General features: G+C 71.8%; 22 protein-coding genes. 13 read left to right on the top strand and 9 right to left on the bottom strand.

Annotation, left to right across the window (positions count from 1 at the left end):
• On the top strand, nt 1-381 hold the full coding sequence (locus ACGWYL_RS10525) for a thioesterase family protein (RefSeq protein ID WP_395487143.1): 381 nt from the start codon (nt 1-3) through the stop codon (nt 379-381).
• A gap of 39 nt (nt 382-420) precedes the next feature.
• Nucleotides 421-495, top strand: a complete 75-nt coding sequence (locus tag ACGWYL_RS10520; RefSeq protein ID WP_369797015.1) for a 50S ribosomal protein bL37 — start codon at nt 421-423, stop codon at nt 493-495.
• Nucleotides 496-555: 60 nt separating this feature from the next.
• Here the strand turns inward: ACGWYL_RS10520 and rsrA are convergent, their stop codons facing one another.
• From rsrA to ACGWYL_RS10500, 4 genes are all read right to left on the bottom strand, one after another.
• Nucleotides 556-816: a mycothiol system anti-sigma-R factor gene (gene rsrA / locus ACGWYL_RS10515; protein ID WP_179425608.1), complete on the bottom strand. Its 261-nt coding sequence runs from the start codon at nt 814-816 to the stop codon at nt 556-558.
• Entirely contained in the window at nt 813-1,427 is a 615-nt protein-coding gene (locus ACGWYL_RS10510) for a sigma-70 family RNA polymerase sigma factor (RefSeq protein ID WP_179425610.1), read from the bottom strand. Before ACGWYL_RS10510 ends, rsrA begins: the two co-directional genes overlap by 4 nt.
• A gap of 84 nt (nt 1,428-1,511) precedes the next feature.
• The gene (locus ACGWYL_RS10505; RefSeq protein WP_179425612.1) at nt 1,512-2,222 is read right to left on the bottom strand and encodes an SOS response-associated peptidase; all 711 of its coding nucleotides are present in this window, start codon (nt 2,220-2,222) and stop codon (nt 1,512-1,514) included.
• Nucleotides 2,223-2,307: 85 nt separating this feature from the next.
• Entirely contained in the window at nt 2,308-2,817 is a 510-nt protein-coding gene (locus ACGWYL_RS10500; protein WP_179425614.1) for a hypothetical protein, read from the bottom strand.
• 411 nt (nt 2,818-3,228) lie between these two features.
• On the opposite strand from ACGWYL_RS10500, the gene ACGWYL_RS10495 reads away from it, so the two are divergent.
• The 9 genes from ACGWYL_RS10495 (at nt 3,229) to cls (ending at nt 12,116) form a co-directional block, all read left to right on the top strand.
• On the top strand, nt 3,229-5,289 hold the full coding sequence (locus tag ACGWYL_RS10495) for a sigma-70 family RNA polymerase sigma factor (RefSeq protein WP_395487142.1): 2,061 nt from the start codon (nt 3,229-3,231) through the stop codon (nt 5,287-5,289).
• 43 nt (nt 5,290-5,332) lie between these two features.
• Nucleotides 5,333-5,818, top strand: coding sequence for a DoxX family protein (locus tag ACGWYL_RS10490; protein ID WP_179425618.1), 486 nt, complete (start codon nt 5,333-5,335; stop codon nt 5,816-5,818).
• Between the two features lie 2 nt (nt 5,819-5,820).
• Nucleotides 5,821-7,077, top strand: a complete 1,257-nt coding sequence (gene aroA / locus ACGWYL_RS10485; protein WP_395487141.1) for a 3-phosphoshikimate 1-carboxyvinyltransferase — start codon at nt 5,821-5,823, stop codon at nt 7,075-7,077.
• The gene (rsgA, locus tag ACGWYL_RS10480) at nt 7,074-8,051 is read left to right on the top strand and encodes a ribosome small subunit-dependent GTPase A (RefSeq protein ID WP_317628344.1); all 978 of its coding nucleotides are present in this window, start codon (nt 7,074-7,076) and stop codon (nt 8,049-8,051) included. Before aroA ends, rsgA begins: the two co-directional genes overlap by 4 nt.
• 35 nt (nt 8,052-8,086) lie before the next feature.
• Complete coding sequence (gene hisN, locus ACGWYL_RS10475; RefSeq protein WP_179425620.1) at nt 8,087-8,983, top strand: histidinol-phosphatase; 897 nt, start codon at nt 8,087-8,089, stop codon at nt 8,981-8,983.
• Nucleotides 8,984-9,070: 87 nt separating this feature from the next.
• Entirely contained in the window at nt 9,071-9,499 is a 429-nt protein-coding gene (locus ACGWYL_RS10470; protein ID WP_395487140.1) for a CBS domain-containing protein, read from the top strand.
• Between the two features lie 115 nt (nt 9,500-9,614).
• Nucleotides 9,615-10,205: a PadR family transcriptional regulator gene (locus tag ACGWYL_RS10465; protein ID WP_395487139.1), complete on the top strand. Its 591-nt coding sequence runs from the start codon at nt 9,615-9,617 to the stop codon at nt 10,203-10,205.
• The gene (gene arfB / locus ACGWYL_RS10460) at nt 10,195-10,599 is read left to right on the top strand and encodes an alternative ribosome rescue aminoacyl-tRNA hydrolase ArfB (RefSeq protein WP_269306116.1); all 405 of its coding nucleotides are present in this window, start codon (nt 10,195-10,197) and stop codon (nt 10,597-10,599) included. The genes ACGWYL_RS10465 and arfB overlap by 11 nt, the downstream gene beginning before the upstream one ends.
• Nucleotides 10,600-10,652: 53 nt before the next feature.
• Nucleotides 10,653-12,116: a cardiolipin synthase gene (cls, locus tag ACGWYL_RS10455; RefSeq protein WP_179425628.1), complete on the top strand. Its 1,464-nt coding sequence runs from the start codon at nt 10,653-10,655 to the stop codon at nt 12,114-12,116.
• Between the two features lie 4 nt (nt 12,117-12,120).
• On the opposite strand, the gene ACGWYL_RS10450 is transcribed toward cls, so the two are convergent.
• Together ACGWYL_RS10450 and ACGWYL_RS10445 are read right to left on the bottom strand one after the other, a co-directional pair.
• A complete protein-coding gene (locus ACGWYL_RS10450) occupies nt 12,121-12,564 on the bottom strand; it encodes a CAP domain-containing protein (RefSeq protein ID WP_269306114.1) in 444 nt (147 codons plus the stop codon).
• A gap of 32 nt (nt 12,565-12,596) precedes the next feature.
• Nucleotides 12,597-12,923: a hypothetical protein gene (locus ACGWYL_RS10445; protein ID WP_395487138.1), complete on the bottom strand. Its 327-nt coding sequence runs from the start codon at nt 12,921-12,923 to the stop codon at nt 12,597-12,599.
• Between the two features lie 106 nt (nt 12,924-13,029).
• Here ACGWYL_RS10445 and ACGWYL_RS10440 point away from each other — a divergent pair, with 106 nt between their 5' ends.
• Entirely contained in the window at nt 13,030-13,215 is a 186-nt protein-coding gene (locus ACGWYL_RS10440) for a hypothetical protein (RefSeq protein WP_269306113.1), read from the top strand.
• A 6-nt stretch (nt 13,216-13,221) separates the two neighbouring features.
• On the opposite strand, the gene ACGWYL_RS10435 is transcribed toward ACGWYL_RS10440, so the two are convergent.
• The 3 genes from ACGWYL_RS10435 to ACGWYL_RS10425 are packed head-to-tail and all read right to left on the bottom strand — an operon-like array spanning nt 13,222 to nt 15,606.
• The gene (locus ACGWYL_RS10435; RefSeq protein ID WP_179425635.1) at nt 13,222-13,926 is read right to left on the bottom strand and encodes a VIT family protein; all 705 of its coding nucleotides are present in this window, start codon (nt 13,924-13,926) and stop codon (nt 13,222-13,224) included.
• A 40-nt stretch (nt 13,927-13,966) separates the two neighbouring features.
• Nucleotides 13,967-14,458, bottom strand: coding sequence for a DUF456 domain-containing protein (locus ACGWYL_RS10430; RefSeq protein ID WP_218845835.1), 492 nt, complete (start codon nt 14,456-14,458; stop codon nt 13,967-13,969).
• Nucleotides 14,455-15,606, bottom strand: coding sequence for an acyl-CoA dehydrogenase family protein (locus ACGWYL_RS10425; protein WP_269306110.1), 1,152 nt, complete (start codon nt 15,604-15,606; stop codon nt 14,455-14,457). The genes ACGWYL_RS10430 and ACGWYL_RS10425 overlap by 4 nt, the downstream gene beginning before the upstream one ends.
• Before the next feature lie 34 nt (nt 15,607-15,640).
• Between ACGWYL_RS10425 and ACGWYL_RS10420 the strand changes: the two genes are divergently transcribed.
• A complete protein-coding gene (locus ACGWYL_RS10420; RefSeq protein WP_395487137.1) occupies nt 15,641-16,669 on the top strand; it encodes a Gfo/Idh/MocA family protein in 1,029 nt (342 codons plus the stop codon).
• The last annotated feature ends 26 nt before the right edge of the window (nt 16,670-16,695 follow it).

Genomic DNA, 16,695 nt, shown 5'->3' with positions numbered 1-16,695 from the left:
GTGACCGACCCGTCCGGACAGGCCACCGTCACGCACACCGTCGGCCCCGAGCACACCGCCCGTGCGGTGGGCAGCGGCGACCTCGAGGTCCTCGGCACGCCGGTCGTGCTGGCCTGGCTCGAGGCCGCCACGTGCGCCGCGCTCGACCTCGAGCCCTCGCAGACCAGCGTGGGCACCCGCGTGGAGGTGCAGCACCTGGCCGCGAGCGCCGTGGGCGCCACCATCACTGCGACGGCCGCGGTCACCCAGCGCGACGGGCGCCTGGTGATCTTCGACGTCGCCGCCCGCGACCAGAACGAGGTGCTCGTGGCCAGCGGGCAGGTGCGCCGGATCGTGGTCGATCGCGAGCGCTTCCTGTCCCGTGTGCCCGCGGTGGGCTGAGTGTGCGAGACTTGATGGTCAGCGTTTTGAGGAGGAACCATGGGCAAGACCGGTCGCAAGCGCCGGGCGCGTCGCAAGAAGGGCGCGAACCACGGTAAGCGCCCCAACGCGTGAAACCGCGCCGATAACGCACGAAACCCCATCCGGCGGATGGGGTTTCGTCGTCTCCGGGACTCAGCGCAGGTCGGTGATCTCGACCTGGACGGTGCGGATCTGCAGCCGCACCTTCTCGCGCAGGGGCTCGGGAGCGATCTCGGTGCACGAGCGACCGACGAGCGCCTTCACGATCTGCTCGAGGTGGTACTCGTTCAGGCAGTCCGAGCAGTCGTCCAGGTGCGCCTGGATCTCGTCGCAGCTGGCGCCGTCGATCTCCTGGTCGAGGAAGACATAGAGGTTCTCCAGCGCCTTCTCGCAGTCGGGTCCGTCACAGCTCACTTGGTGTCACCTCCGGCCGGAACCTTCATCCCACGATCGCGGGCGTAGTCGGTGAGCAGGTCGCGCAGCTGCCGACGTCCGCGGTGCAGCCTCGACATCACCGTGCCGATGGGCGTGTCCATGATCTCCGCGATCTCCTTGTAGGGGAAGCCCTCGACGTCGGCGAGGTACACCGCGTAGCGGAAGTCCTCGGGGAGCGCCTGCAGGGCGTCCTTGACGTCGGAGTCGGGCAGGCGCTCGAGCGCCTCCATCTCCGCCGACTTCAGTCCCGACGAGCTGTGCGCCGCCGCCGCCGCGATCTGCCAGTCCTCGATCTCGTCCGTGACCTGCTGGGGCTGGCGCTGCTTCTTGCGGTAGTGGTTGATGTACGTGTTCGTCAGGATGCGGTACAGCCACGCCTTGAGGTTGGTGCCGGGCTTGAACTGGTGGAAGGCGCTGAACGCCTTCGCATAGGTCTCCTGCACCAGGTCCTCGGCGTCCTGGGGGTTGCGGGTCATGCGCAGAGCGGCCGAGTACAGCTGGTCGAGGAAGGGAAGGGCGTCGGCCTCGAATCGGGCCTGGCGCTCCTCCGGGGTCTCGTTCGACGGGTCCACGACGGTGTCGTCAGTCATCGTCGTCCAGCCTACTGTGGCCGGTCGTACGGGGCATGCGAGCATTCGTACCTCCTGTCAGGTCAAACGACTCGCCACGTGCCCCTATTCCCCCTCGATCGGGATCGGCTCGACCAGCTCGGGACCGTTGTTGCGGACGTTGTTGACCTCGGTGGAGACCGGCCACGTGCGCAGCACGCCGGGCGTGGCCGGGACGAGGTGGTCGAGCGCCTCGGGCCACGGCTCGGCCGCCAGCCACCGGCTCGCGACGTCGGGCTCGACGATCAGCGGCGCGCGGTCGTGGATGCGGCCGTCCTCGCCCTCGGCGGACGTGGTGAGGATCGTGTAGGTCAGCAGCCACGCGCCCTCGGGGTCCTTCCAGAACTCGTAGAGGCCGGCGAGGCCCAGGCCCGACTCGGCGCTCATGAAGAACGGCTGCTTCGGCGGCTTGCGCTTCGCGCCGGGCTCGCCCTCGGGCTGGTACCACTCGTAGAACCCGTCGGCCGGCACGATGGCGCGCCGCTTGGCGAAGGCCTTGCGGAACGAGGGCTTCTCGGCCACCGTCTCGCTGCGAGCGTTGATCAGCCGATTGCCGATCGAGGGGTCCTTGGCCCACGAGGGCACCAGGCCCCACTTCGCCGTGACGAGCTCGCGCCGGACCGTGTCCTCGCCGGTGCGCTGCACCACGAGTGGAGCGAGCTTGGTGGGCGCCAGGTTGTAGTCGGCGCCGGTGTCCTCGAACAGGTCGCCGAGGTCAGCCTCGAAGTCGTCGACCAGGGTGGCCGGGGTCCGGGAGGTCGCGTAACGGCCGCACATGCGGCCATCGTAGGCGCGGGCACCGACGCTCCGGGCCGAGCCGGCGGGTTCCGCCACACCCGAGATGGTGGCGGATCCCGCCGGTTCAACCGGTGAGTGCGTCGAGCACCCAGGTCACGTCCTGGGCCACCGGCGGCAGCAGCTCGAGCCACACCCGCGGCGGGGGCGACTCGAACGTCCGGCGGAGCAGGACCGTGACCAGGCTCAGCGTCGGCTGGTCCAGGCGCCGGCGTTCGGCCAGCACGCAGAACCGCCGCGGGCTCAACTGGGCGATGACCTCGTCGCCGGGGAACGCGGTGCGCAGGGCGACGCTCACGTCGACCGCGTGCAGCGCCTGCTCCAGCGGGTGACCGGGCTCCGGAGGCAGCTCGACCACCACGAGGGCGTGACGATCCGTGACCGTCCCGTCGTCCCGGACCGCGCCGCGGTACAGCCCGTCCAGGCTGTGTCGCAGGTGCGCCAGGGTCGACAGCTGGGTCAGCGGGTCCTCGCACGACGTCTCGAGCTGCAGCGCCCTCGACGTCTCGGCCCACGCCACGGCGACTCCACGGACCATCGCGAACGACGGTTCGAGGCCGTCGAAGGCCCTCTCCACGCGATCCAGGACCTCGTGGAGCGGGACTCCGAGAGACGCTGCACTCGCTCCCACCTCGTGTGCAACGTCCACTGCGTCCACCCGGCCGGCACGAACGGCCGAGTCGAGGTCGACATAGCTGACGTCGAAGGGGTCCATCTCCGTGCCTCCTCTCACAGGTGCCGGGCGCAGTCGCCGTGTTGTTCACCGAGGAGACGGGCGGCACCGGGGCCCATGACGCGACTTCGGCGACGAGTTTTCGTGCAACCGTGAGTTCGTCCCGAGAAATCCGGGCAAAACGAGTCCGCCCCCGTAGTCACAAAGGGCCACGTGAACACCGGACAGCAGCGGATCGGCCACCTAGACTGAGGAGCGTGGCTGACCGAGGTCACGCGCGTTCTGCTTCGCGACCACTCGGGAAAGGGGCTGGCAGTGACCCTCGACGCCCCGCCGCCTGCCCTCGGACAGGAGCGCAGCGACGCCGACCTGCTCACCGCGGTGCGCGGTGGTGACTCCGGCGCGTACGGCGAGCTGTACTCCCGCCACCAGGCGGCGGCCCAGCGCCTGGCGCGCCAGCTCATGCGGGGGCCCGACGCCGACGACCTCGTCGCCGAGGCGTTCACCAAGGTCCTCGTGACGGTGCAGAACGGCGGCGGCCCCCAGGAGTCGTTCCGGGCCTACCTGCTGACCGCGGTGCGTCGCCTGCACGTCGACAGGATCCGGGCCGTCACGCGCGAGCGTCCCACCGACGACCAGTTCGAGCTGGACGGCCGCGTGGACTTCGTCGACACCGCCGAGCTCGGCTTCGAGCGCACCACCACGGCCGAGGCGTTCGCGTCGCTGCCCGAGCGCTGGCAGATGGTGCTGTGGCACCTCGACGTCGAGGGCCAGAAGCCCGCCGAGATCGCGCCGATGCTCGGCATGAGCGCGAACAGCGTCTCGGCCTTGGCGTACCGGGCGCGCGAGGGGCTGCGCCAGGCGTACCTGCAGAAGCACCTCGTCCCCACGACGACGCCCGACTGCCAGTTCGCGATCGGCAACCTCGGCGCGTTCGTGCGCGGCGGCCTCTCACGACGCGACGCGGGCAAGGTGCAGCGCCACCTCGACGAGTGCCGCTCGTGCATGGGGCTGTACCTCGAGCTCCAGGACTTCAACCACGGCCTCGCGGGCATCCTCGCCCCGGCGATCCTGGGCACGGCCGCCTCGGGCTACCTGCAGGGCACCGGTGCCGCCGGCGCGCTGGCCGGTGCCGGCGGCGGCCAGGGTGGCGCGGGCGGCGGAGGCGGCGCGGGTGCCGGCGGTGGCGCGGGCGCCGTGGGCGGCTCGACCTCCGGTGTCATGGGCGTGCTCGGCACGATCGGTCCCGCGGGCATCGCGGCCGGTGCGGCCGCCAGCGTCGTGGTGATCGCCGGGGCAGCCGCGCTCATCACCGTGGACCGTCCCCCGGGGTTCGACACCACCACCTCGGCCGACGGGCCCGGCTCGGTGCTGCGGCCGAACGGCTCGGTGGTCCCCCAGACCCAGGGTCCCGACGTGGGACCGCTGCCCGACCCGATGGTGTGGCAGGACCCCGAGGAGCCCGTGGACGAGCCGACGGACGACGACGAGCCGCCGCTGCCTGACGACCTCGCGCCCGAGGACCCGGTCCCCACCGACCCCGTCCCGCTGCCCACCGAGCCGACCACCGAGCCCACGCCCTCCGAGCCGACCACGATCCCGACCGCGGAGCCGACCACGGAACCGACCACGGAACCGACCACGGAACCCACGACCGAGCCCACGACGGAACCGACCACCGAGCCCACGACCGAGCCGACCACGGAACCCACCACCGAGCCCACGACGGAACCGACCACGGAACCCACCACCGAGCCGACCACGGAACCCACGACCGAGCCGACCACGGAGCCGACCACCGAGCCCACGACGGAACCGACCACCGAGCCCACCACCGAGCCCACGACGGAACCGACCACCGAGCCGACCACGGAACCGACCACCGAGCCCACGACGGAACCCACGACCGAGCCCACGACGGAACCGACCACCGAGCCCACGACGGAACCGACCACCGAGCCCACGACGGAACCGACCACGGAACCGACCACCGAGCCGACCACGGAACCCACCACCGAGCCGACCAGCGAGCCCACGACGGCTCCGGTCGACCAGACCGTCCGCGCGTCCGCGACGACCTCGTTCTTCTCGACGAGCTTCGCCTTCACGGTCGGCCGCGACGCCCAGCCCGGGCAGGCGGCGCAGATCCGCATCACCTTCACCGGCGGCTTCCCGGACCTCGAGATCATCACCAGCTGGTCGGGCTGGACCTGCACCCGTCCCGGAGGCATCACGAGCCCGACCCTCACGTGCAACCAGACCGTCACCGCGAACCGCACGCTGCCGACCCTCACGGTCCGCACCCTCATCCCCTTCGCGTCGGGCACCTACACCGTCACCAGCGGCGGCACGTCGCTCTCGGGCTCGTTCCGCTGAGCGCGACCTCGGCAGCGTCCGCATCCTGCGGCATGATGAGGGCATGACTCTCCTGCGCGCGGTGGCCCGTCCGATGCTCGCCTCGATGTTCATCTCCGGCGGGGTGATGGCGCTGCGCAAGCCGCAGGCGCTGGCCGCGAAGGCCCAGCCCGTGGCCGACGTCCTGCGCAGGATCGCGCCGCAGGCCGACCTGTCGGCCGCGAACCTCATCCGGCTCAACGGTGTCGTGCACGTCGCCGCCGGCGCCGCGCTCGCCACGGGCCACCTGCCGCGCACCTCGGCACTCGTCCTGGCCGCCACGATGCCCGCCACCACCGTGTCGGGTCACCCGTTCTGGAACGAGACCGACCCCGTCGCGCGCCGCAACCAGTTCACCCACTTCGTCAAGAACGTGTCGCTCACCGGCGGCCTGCTGCTGTCGACCCTCGACCCCGACCCGCACAAGCCGTGGCTGGGCACCCGCGCGAAGAACACCGCGGTCGCCGCCAAGGACACGATCGTCGACCAGATCGACGACCTGCGGGGATGAGGATGGACTGGCCCGCCCCGCTCCCCTCGGCCGCCGTCGACGCCGACGTCCGGCTGCCGGGCTCGAAGTCGCAGACCAACCGTGCCCTCGTGCTCGCGGCGATCGCCGACGGCCCGTCCACGGTGCACGAGCCGCTGGCCGCCCGTGACACCGAGCTGATGGCCGAGGCGCTCGTCTCGCTCGGCGCCCGGATCGAGCGCGGGACGCGCTCGTGGACCGTCACCCCGATCCGGCCCGTCGAGGCGGCCTCGGTCGACTGCGGCCTCGCCGGCACCGTCATGCGGTTCGTCCCGCCGGTTGCCGCCCTCGGCTCGGGCGAGGCCCGGTTCGACGGCGACCCCCGGGCCCGCGAGCGTCCGATGGGCACCACGATCTCCAGCCTGCGCGACCTCGGCGTCCGCGTCGACGACGACGGCCGCGGCAGCCTGCCCTTCACCGTCCACGGCGCCGGGTCGGTGCGTGGCGGTGCGCTCACCGTCGACGCCTCGGCCTCCAGCCAGTTCGTCTCGGCCCTGCTGCTGGTCGCACCCCGGTTCGCCGAGGGCCTCGACCTGCGCCACGAGGGTGGCTCGCTGCCGTCGCTGCCGCACGTCGCGATGACCGTCACCGAGCTGCGCCGCCGCGGCGTCGTGGTCGAGGAGTCGGCGGGTCGCTGGCACGTCCGTCCCGGGCCCGTGAAGGCGCTCGACGTGACGATCGAGCCCGACCTGTCCAACGCCGGACCGTTCGTCGCGGCCGCCCTCGCCACGGGCGGTCGGGTGCGCGTGCGCGACTGGCCCGAGACCACCGACCAGGCCGGCGACGCCTGGCGCGACCTGGTCACGGCCTTCGGCGGGCGCACCGAGCGCGACGGCGCCGACCTCGTCGTCCTCGGTCCCGAGCGCCTCGCCGGGGTCGACCTCGACCTGCACGACGTCGGCGAGCTGACCCCCGTGGTCGCGGCGCTGGCCGCGGTCGCCGACGGCCCGTCCCGGCTCTCCGGCATCGGCCACCTGCGCGGTCACGAGACCGACCGCCTCGCGGCACTGGCGACCGAGATCAACCGCCTCGGCGGTCAGGTCGAGGAGCAGCCCGACGGCCTCGTGATCACGCCGGCCCCGCTGCACGGGGGCACGTTCGCCACCTACGAGGACCACCGCATGGCGCACGCCGGCGCGGTCATCGGGCTGCGCGTGCCCGGGGTCGTCGTGGAGAACATCGGCACCACCGCCAAGACCTACCCGGGCTTCGCCGACGACTGGGCGGCCGTGGTCTCGTGAGGGACGAGCACGACCAGTACGAGCGCCCCCGCCGGCGCACGCGGCCCCGCACGAAGGACCGGCCCGACTACTCCGACGCGCTCGTCGCCGTCGTCACCACGGTCGACCGCGGGCGCTACACGCTGCTGCTGCCCGACGGCACCGTCCTCACCGCGATGAAGTCCCGCTCGCTGGGCCGCCAGGGCGTCGTCGTCGGCGACGAGGCGCGCGTGGTCGGCGACGTCTCGGGCTCGGCCGGCAGCCTCGCCCGCATCGTCGAGGTGCTCGAGCGCCGCACGGTGCTGCGCCGCAGCGCCGACGACGACGACCCGATCGAGCGCGTCGTGGTGGCCAACGCCGACCAGCTGGTGATCGTGGCCTCCCTCGCCGACCCGCCGCCGCGCCCCGGCCTCATCGACCGCTGCCTCGTGGCCGCGTACGACGCCGGGATGGACCCCGCGGTGTGCCTCACGAAGGCCGACCTCGCTCCGGCCGACGAGATCCTGGCGCAGCTCGAGCCGCTCGGCGTCCGCGTCGTGACCACGCGGATCGAGGGCGACCTCGAGCCCCTGCGCGACCTGCTGCGCGACCGCACCAGCGTCCTGATCGGCCACAGCGGCGTGGGCAAGTCCACCCTGGTCAACGCCCTCGTGCCCGACGCCGGCCGCACCACCAGCCACGTCAACGAGGTCACCGGACGCGGCCGCCACACCTCCACCTCGGCGATGATCCTGCCCCTGCCGTTCGGTGGCCGGATCGTCGACACGCCCGGGTTCCGGTCCTTCGGTCTCGCCCACGTGGAGATCGACCGGATCCTGCGGGCGTTCGCCGACCTCAACACCGCGGCGCGCGACTGCCCACGCGGCTGCACGCACCTGGCCGAGGAGCCCGAGTGCGCGCTCGACGCCGCCGCTGCGGCCGGCGAGATCGATCCCGCCCGGCTCGCGTCGTTCCGCCGGATCATGGCCAGCCGCTCGCTGGCCGACGAGTACTGACCTGACCGCGGCCGCCAGACCGTAGGGTGGGCCCCATGGCCAACCCGTACCTGGATGACCTGCGCCTGGCCCACGTGCTGGCCGACTCCGCGGACAACCTCAGCATGGACCGCTTCGGCGCCCTCGACCTCGAGGTCTCCACGAAGCCCGACATGACCTACGTGACCGAGTCCGACCGTGCCGTCGAGGAGGCGATCCGTCGCACCCTCAAGACCTCGCGCGGCCGCGACATCGTCCTGGGCGAGGAGGCCGGCGAGACCGAGGGCACCGCCGAGAACGCCGACCGTCGCTGGATCGTCGACCCGATCGACGGCACCTCGAACTTCGTGCGCGGCGTGCCCGTGTGGGCCACCCTCATCGCCCTCGAGGAGGCCGGCGAGATCGTCGTCGGCTGCGTGTCGGCCCCCGCGATCGGCCGCCGCTGGTGGGCGATGAAGGGCGACGGCGCCCACACCGGCAAGTCGTTCCGCCAGACGCGTCCCATCCAGGTGTCGGGCGTGCGCGAGCTGACCGCCGCGTCGATGTCCTACTCCTCGGCGCCCAGCTGGGGCCAGATCGGCCGCCAGGGCGAGTTCGACGCGCTGCTGCGCCAGTGCTGGCGCACGCGGGCCTACGGCGACTTCTGGTCGTACATGATGGTCGCCGAGGGCGCCGTCGACATCGCCGCCGAGCCCGAGCTCAACGTGTGGGACATGGCGGCCCTCGACATCATCGTCCGCGAGGCCGGCGGCCAGTTCACGAGCCTGGCCGGCGAGCCCGGCCCGTGGGGCGCGAACGCCGTCGCCACGAACGGACGCCTGCACGACGCCGTGATGGCCTACCTCGGGCACTTCCCCGACGACGAGCCGTCGACGTGGCCCGACGAGCCGGAGGACGACGACGAGCCGCTGGCCGACAACGTCACCCGGCTGCGCTTCTCCCGCGACGACTGACCCGTGAGACCGACACCTGCGCCTCGGGTGTGATGCGGGCTACACTCCCCACACAGTCGAGTGTCGACGACAGTCGAGGAGGCAGCCATGCGCGTACGTGACGTACTCGCCGCCAAGGGCAGTGCGACCGTGTTCACCATCTCCCCCGATGCCACGGTCGAGGAACTCCTCGACCTGCTGGCCGAGCACAACATCGGCGCCCTCGTGGTCAGTGCCGACGGCCGCTCGATGGCCGGCATCGTGTCCGAGCGCGACATCGTCCGCAAGCTGCGGGCCCTGCCCGAGCCCCGGTCGGCGACGGTGCAGCAGATCATGACCACCGACGTGCAGGTGTGCCACCCCGAGGACTCGTTCGGCTCCCTCATGAGCTCGATGACCGAGCACCGCGTGCGCCACATCCCCGTGCTGGAGAACGAGGAGGTCGTCGGGCTGCTCAGCATCGGCGACGCCGTGAAGTTCCGCATGGACCAGCTGGAGTTCGAGCGCGACCAGCTGACGCACTACGTCCAGGGCTGAGGCCCTTCCACCCCCGCAGTGACCGCTCTCACCTTGCGCGTCGATATGCAATCGATATATCGTAAGTACATCGGATGCCGCAGTGGTGTCCGTGGAACACCGAAAGGGGACGAGCATGCATCGCACTCCTCCCAACCCCGCCGGTCCGCACCGGCACCCCCGCCGGGCGCGTCGTGCCGGCGGACCCCTTGACTTCGACTGGGACCTCGGTCCCGGCCGCGGCCGTCCCGGACCGCGCGGTCCGCGTCGAGGCCGCAAGGGGGGCGACGTCCGCGCCGCCGCCCTGCTCCTGCTCGACGAGGCGCCCGCCCACGGGTACCACCTGATCCAGCAGATCGCCGCCCGCAGCGAGGGCGCGTGGTCGCCCAGCCCCGGGTCCATCTACCCGGTCCTGCAGCAGCTCGAGGACGAGGGCTTCATCGACTTCGAGCGGGTCGACGGTCGCAAGACCGCCACCCTCACCGACGCCGGCAAGGCCTACGTCGAGGAGCACCGCGAGACCCTCGGCGAGCCGTGGGACCCCGAGCAGCTGCGCCGCGGCGGCGACGCCGAGTCCGGCGCGCTGATCACCTCGGTCAAGACGCTCAACGCGGCCACACGGCAGGTCATGACCGTCGGCAGCCTGGCCCAGCAGGCCAAGGCCGCCGAGATCGTCAACGAGGCCCGGCGTCAGCTGTACGGCCTGCTCGCGGACGATGACGCCTGACAATCGCCTGAGGCTGCCCGAGTCGGAGCTGGGCTGGCGGTTCAGCCGCTCCTCCGGCCCGGGCGGCCAGCACGTCAACACCACCGAGACCCGCGTCGAGGTCCTCTGGTCCCCCGCGGACAGCACCGTGCTGACGCCCGACCAGCGCGACCGCGTGACCGCGCGCCTGCGCAACCGCCTCGTCGACGGCCGGATCTCGGTGGTGTCGTCGACCCACCGCTCCCAGCTGCGCAACCGCGAGGACGCGCTGCGCCGGCTCGAGGAGCTGGTCGCCGAGGCGCTGCGCCCCGCCAAGCGCCGCCGCGCGACCCGTCCCACTCGGGGATCGGTCGAGCGCCGGCTCGACGCGAAGAAGCGCCGCAGCCAGCTCAAGCGCGACCGCCGCGACTGGTGATCCCATCCGCCGGTGATGACCCCGGGCGGTCCCCCGGCCGATAGCCTGCGGCCATGGACTGGGGCACGATCATCTCGCTGGCGGCCGTGGTCGCCGTGGTCTCGATCAACATCGCGGCCCTGGGCATCATCCCGGAGAACCGCCGTCCCCAGACCGCGATGGCGTGGCTCATCCTCATCGTCTTCGCGCCGTTCCTGGGGATCCTGGCGTTCCTGTTCTTCGGCAGCGCGCGCATCGGCCACCAGCGCCACCGCCAGCTCACCGCCGCCAACGAGGTGATCGCCCGCGAGACGCAGGTGCTCGCCTCCGACGTGCCCGCCGGCGCCCCGGACTACCTCGACGGCATCGTGCGGCTCAACCACCGGCTCGCGCTGATGCCGCTCACCGAGGGCAACCACGTCACCCTGCTCCCGGAGTACCAGGAGTCGATCGACGAGATGATCGCCGCGATCGACACGGCGCAGCGCCACGTGCACGTGGAGTTCTACATCATGGCGCTCGACGACATGACCCGTCCGTTCTTCGACGCCCTCGACCGTGCCACCGCGCGCGGCGTCACGGTGCGCCTGCTGTTCGACCACCTCGGCACGCGCGGCATCCCCGGCTACCAGGACCTCAAGGCACGGCTCGCCGCCTCCGACATCGAGTGGCACCTCATGATGCCGCTGCTGCCCTGGAAGCGGCGCTTCCGGCGGCCCGACCTGCGCAACCACCGCAAGCTCCTCGTGGTCGACGACGTCGTCGGCTTCACCGGCTCGCTCAACCTGACGCACCCGTCGTACAACAAGCCCAAGAACCTCGCAGTCGGTCGGGAGTGGGTCGAGCTGTGGATGCGGCTCGAGGGGCCCGTGGTCGCCACGATCGACGCGCTGTTCGCGGCGGACTGGGCGCTGGAGACCGAGGAGGTCCTCCAGGTCTCGATGCAGCAGGTCGACCAGGTGCCGCACTCCGAGCGCGACGTCGTGGGCGTCAGCGCCCAGCTGGTGCCGAGCGGCCCGGGCTTCGAGGCCGAGAACAACCTGCGCCTGTTCACGTCGCTGATCTACAGCGCGCGGCATCGGATCAGCCTCACCAGCCCGTACTTCGTGCCCGACGAGACCCTGCTCTACGCGGTCACGACGGCCGCCCAGCGCGGGATCGACATCGAGCTGTTCGTCAGCGAGCAGGCCGACCAGTTCATGGTCGGCCACGCGCAGGCCTCCTACTACCGCGAGCTGCTCGAGGCCGGCGTGCGCATCTGGCTCTACCCCAAGCCCTTCGTCCTGCACGCGAAGCACTTCAGCATCGACGAGGACGTGGCCGTCGTGGGCACGAGCAACATGGACATGCGCTCGTTCGCGCTCAACTACGAGATGAGCCTGCTGGTCGCCGACCCCGGGGTGGTCCGGCGGATCCGCGTCGTCGAGGACGACTACCGCGCGAAGTCACGCGAGCTGCTGCTCGACGAGTGGCTGGAGCGCCCCGCGCGCACGCGCTTCGTCGACAACGCGATGCGCCTCACCGCGACGCTGCAGTGAGCGGTCAGGGACGCCCGAAGACCTGCACGGTGTAGGTGCGGCCGTCGGCCTTCGCCACGCCCGTGGCCAGGCGGGTGTACCCGCGGCTGAGCATGTTCCGCCGGTGACCCGGCGACTTCAGCCACGCCCGCACGTTGGCCTTCGGCGACGTGAAGCCGGTGGCGACGTTCTCGCCGACGCGGCTCATCCTGCACTTCTTGAGCACGACACCGAGGTTCTGGTGGAACATCCGGCGCTCCGCGGCCATGCGCTTCGCCTGACGGTGGGCGTACCGGTTGAGGCACGAGTGGTGCTTCAGCTTCTTGATGTCACGGAAGGCCCGAGACGTGTTCGTCTGCTGGAACAGCTTCCGGTCGAACGTCGTGTTGGACATCGCCGACGCCTGCGGTGCCGTCGGGACGACGAGCAGGGCGAGAGCGGTCATGAAGGCTGCGATGACGTGACGCATGCCTTCCAGTGTTGCGAGGGTGATCCCAGGGATCAAGCGCCGGAGTAGCCGTTGAGCAGGGCGAAGAACACCAGGAGGGCGGCTCCCGCGGCCAGCAGTCCGCCCAGCGCGCCCAGGCCCGCGAGGCGTCCCCTGTCGTGCGGACGCGACGACAGACCCGGGATCAGCGACCACAGCAGGGCGCCGACCACGACCATCACGACGACGAAGAGCGGCAGGATCAGGTCCTCGTTCGTCTCGTCGAGCACCGCCGCCGTCGAGGGGAACAGGCCCAACGCGAGCAGCAGCAGGATGCCGCCGACGGCGAAGCGCCGATAGCCCCGGCGCTCGGGGGGCGAGTACAGCTCCTTGTCCTCCATGCCCCGAACCTACTGCGACGTCCGGGTGCATCGCACCCGCACGCGACACGCGCCCTGCGGGTGACCGCACGGTGGGGCAGGATCGAAGGACAGTGAAGGAGGCACCATGACCACGAGCCCTGACGAACCCCTGCCCGACTCCCCGCTGCCGGAGGTCGACCCCGACCTCGAGCCCGCGGCCGAGCCCGCCGACGCCGCCGACCAGCGCCGCGAGGTCTGGCAGAACGAGGACGACACCCTCGTACCCGACGCCGAGCGCATCGTCCCGATCGACGAGGACGCCGACGACTGAGCCCGGCTAGACCACGCCGGTCGTGCCGAGCAGCTGGCCGATCGCGTAGGTCAGCGCGAGAGCGAGCGCGCCGCCGATCACGAGGCGCCCGGCGGCACGTACCTTGCGCCCGCCGCCGATGCTGGCCGAGATCGTGCCCGTGAGGGCGAGGGCGACGAGCACCGCCACGAACGTGACCGCCACGCGCCAGTCGGCGGTCGTGAGCAGCATCGCGAGCAGCGGCAGCAGTCCGCCCACCGTGAAGGCGGCCGCCGAGGAGAACGCCGCGTGCCACGGGCTGACCAGGTCGTCCTGGTCGAGCCCGAGCTCCACCTCGAGGTGGGCGGCGAGCGCATCGTGCTCGGTCATCTCCTTCGCCGCCGTGAGGGCGGTGGGAGCGCTGATCCCCCGGTCCTGCAGCATCTGCGCGAGCTCGTCGAGCTCCCCCTCGGGGTCCTCGCGCAGCTCGTCCTTCTCGATCGCGATGAGGTTGCGCTCGGAGTCGCGCTGACTGCTGACCGAGACGTACTCGCCGAGCGCCATCGAGATCGCGCCGCCGACGAGGGCGGCGGTGCCGGCGGTCGCGATCGCGCTCGCGTCGTTCGTCGCGCCGGCCACGCCGACGACGAGGGAGGCGACCGAGACGATGCCGTCGTTGGCTCCGAGCACTCCGGCCCGGAGCCAGTTCAGCTTCTGCGACGTGACCGCTGCGTGCGGCTCTTCGACGACCATGCTCGAAGGCTAGGCCACGCCCCGGGCGGTGAGGACAGGCTCACAGCCGCACGGACAGCAGCGCGAGAAGCCACGCCATCGCGGTCAGCAGCGCCAGCGTCAGCTCGACCAGGATCGAGATGCCGGTGGCGCGCATCGCGTGGCCCGTGGCCTTCCGCGCCGCGACGGGGTCGCCCAGGCGCTGCAGCTCGGCGAGGTAGGTGCCGCCGATGAAGCCGATGAACAGGCCCACGAACGGGATGACGAAGAACCCGATCACGCCCAGGACCGCGCCGAACAGCAGGCTGCGGTTGGGCACCCCGCGTCGCTTGAGGTAGCGCCCCGCGATGAGGTACTTCAGCACGACCCCGCCCACGGTCAGCGCGGCGGCGAGGACCGCGACGGTCCAGCCGGCCGTGCCGCCGGTGATCGCGCCCCACGTGAAGACCGCGATGCCGACGACGAGGCCGCCGGGGATGACCTGGACGATCGCGCCGACGAGGCCGACGAGGATCGCCAGCGCGACCAGCAGGTCGAGGACGACACTGCTCACGAGAAGGCGCTGATCCCGGTCTCGGCCCGCCCGATGATGAGCTTCTGGATCTGGCTCGTGCCCTCGTACAGGGTCATGACGCGGGCGTCGCGCATGTACTTCTGGACCGGGTACTCGTCGACGTAGCCGTAACCGCCGAACGCCTGGATCGCGAGGTTGGCGGCCTTCACCGCGGCCTCGGACGCGAACAGCTTGGCCTTGGACGCCTCGACGCTGAACGTCTCGCCGCGATCGATGAGGTCGGCCGCGCGCCACGTGAGCAGCCGGGCGGCGTCGGCGTCGACCGACATCTCGGCGATCATGTCCTGCACCAGCTGGTAGCTCGCGATCGGCTTGCCGAACTGCTCGCGCGAGGTGCTGTACTCGACGGTCGCGTCCAGACAGCCCTGGACGATGCCGACGCAGCTGGCGGCGATGCCCACACGGCCCTTGTCGAGCGTGGTCATCGCGATCCGGAAGCCGCGGCCCTCCTCGCCGAGGAGGGCGTCGGCGGGCACGCGCACGTCGGTGAACGAGAGCGCCGCCGTGGCCTGGCCGCGCAGGCCGAGCTTGCCCGTGACCTCGGTGGCCTCGAAGCCCGGCGTGTCGGTGGGGACGAGGAACGCCGAGACACCCCGCGCGCCGGGACCGCCGGTGCGCGCGAAGACGAGTGCGACGTCCGCCCACGTGCCGTTCGTGATGAAGATCTTCGAGCCGTTGATGACCCACTCGTCGCCCTCGCGCACGGCGCGGGTGGTGAGGTTGCCGGCGTCCGACCCGTGGTCGGGCTCGGTGAGGCCGAAGCAGCCCAGCAGCTCGCCCGAGGCGATCCCGGGCAGCCAGCGCTGCTTCTGCTCCTCGGTGCCGAACTTCAGGACGGACTTGCCGAACAGGCCCGTGGACACCGACACGATGCCGCGGATCGCCGAGTCGGCGCGGCCGAGCTCCTCCATCGCCAGCACGTAGGTGACGTAGTCGCCGCCGATGCCGCCGTACTCCTCGGGGATGGTGAGGCCGAGGAATCCGAGCTGTCCGAGCTTGGGGATGATCGCGGTGTCGACCGACTCGACGCGGTCCCACTCGGCGCGGAACGGCACGACCTCCTTGTCCAGGAACTCGCGCGCGAGCGCGCGGAAGCTGCGTTGGTCCTCGTTCAGGCTCAGATCCATGCCCCGATCCTGCCATCGACCTACGATGCAGAGCATGACCCTGCCCGTGGCACGCACCCCCGATCCTCGCGACGCCCCCGCCCTGCGCTGGGGCATCCTCGGCGCGGGCGGCATCGCGGCGACGATGACCACGGCGCTGCAGGAGGGGACCCGGCAGCAGGTCGTCGCGGTGGGCTCGCGCGACCTCGGCCGGGCTCGCGCGTTCGCGGGGCGCTTCGGCATCGGGCGCGCCCACGGCTCGTACGAGGACCTCGTCGCCGATCCCGAGGTCGACGCCGTCTACGTCGCCTCGCCCCACTCGGAGCACCACGACCACGCGCTGCTCGCGATCGCGGCAGGCAAGCACGTGCTGGTGGAGAAGGCGTTCACCCGGAACGCGGCCGAGGCGGACGCCGTGCTCGAGGCCGCGGACGACGCGGGCGTCACGTGCATCGAGGCGATGTGGTCGCGGTTCCTGCCCGGCTACGACGTCGTGCGGCAGGCCGTCCTCGACGGCCTCGTCGGTGACGTGCGACTGGTCCAGGCCGACCACGGCCAGCTGCTCTACCCCGACGGGCCCGAGCGGCTCGCCGACCCGGCGCTGGCCGGCGGCGCCCTGCTGGACCTCGGCGTCTACCCGATCCACCTGGCCGCGATGCTGCTGCCGGACGTCGTCGAGGTGACCGCCACCGGCACGCTGACGCCGCTCGGGGTGGACGAACAGGAGAACGTGACCCTGCGCGACGCCTCGGGCGCCCTCGCCGCGCTCAGCGCCACGATGTCGGCCACCTCGCCCACGGTGGCCACCGTGGCGGGCACCAAGGCCCGGCTCGATCTCCAGGGGCCCTTCTTCCAGCCGTCCACGATCCGGCTGGTGGACCCCAACGACCGCACGCTCGACGTGTGGGAGCCGCCGACGCGCGACGCGCTGCTGGGGCTGCGGTACGAGGCCGCCGAGCTCGCCCGGTGCGTGGCCGACGGGACCCCGGAGTCTCCGCTCCTGCCGTGGTCCGAGACCCGCCGCGTCATGGCGCTGATGGATGAGGTCCGGTCGCAGCTGGGCGTGGTGCTGCCGGGCGAGTGAGGCCCGACCGGCGACGGCTGCGCCGC

The organism is Aeromicrobium sp. JJY06 (assembly GCF_044069275.1).
GTDB classification, from domain to species: Bacteria; Actinomycetota; Actinomycetes; order Propionibacteriales; family Nocardioidaceae; genus Aeromicrobium; species Aeromicrobium tamlense.
This window is presented reverse-complemented; position numbering and strand designations above follow the sequence as displayed.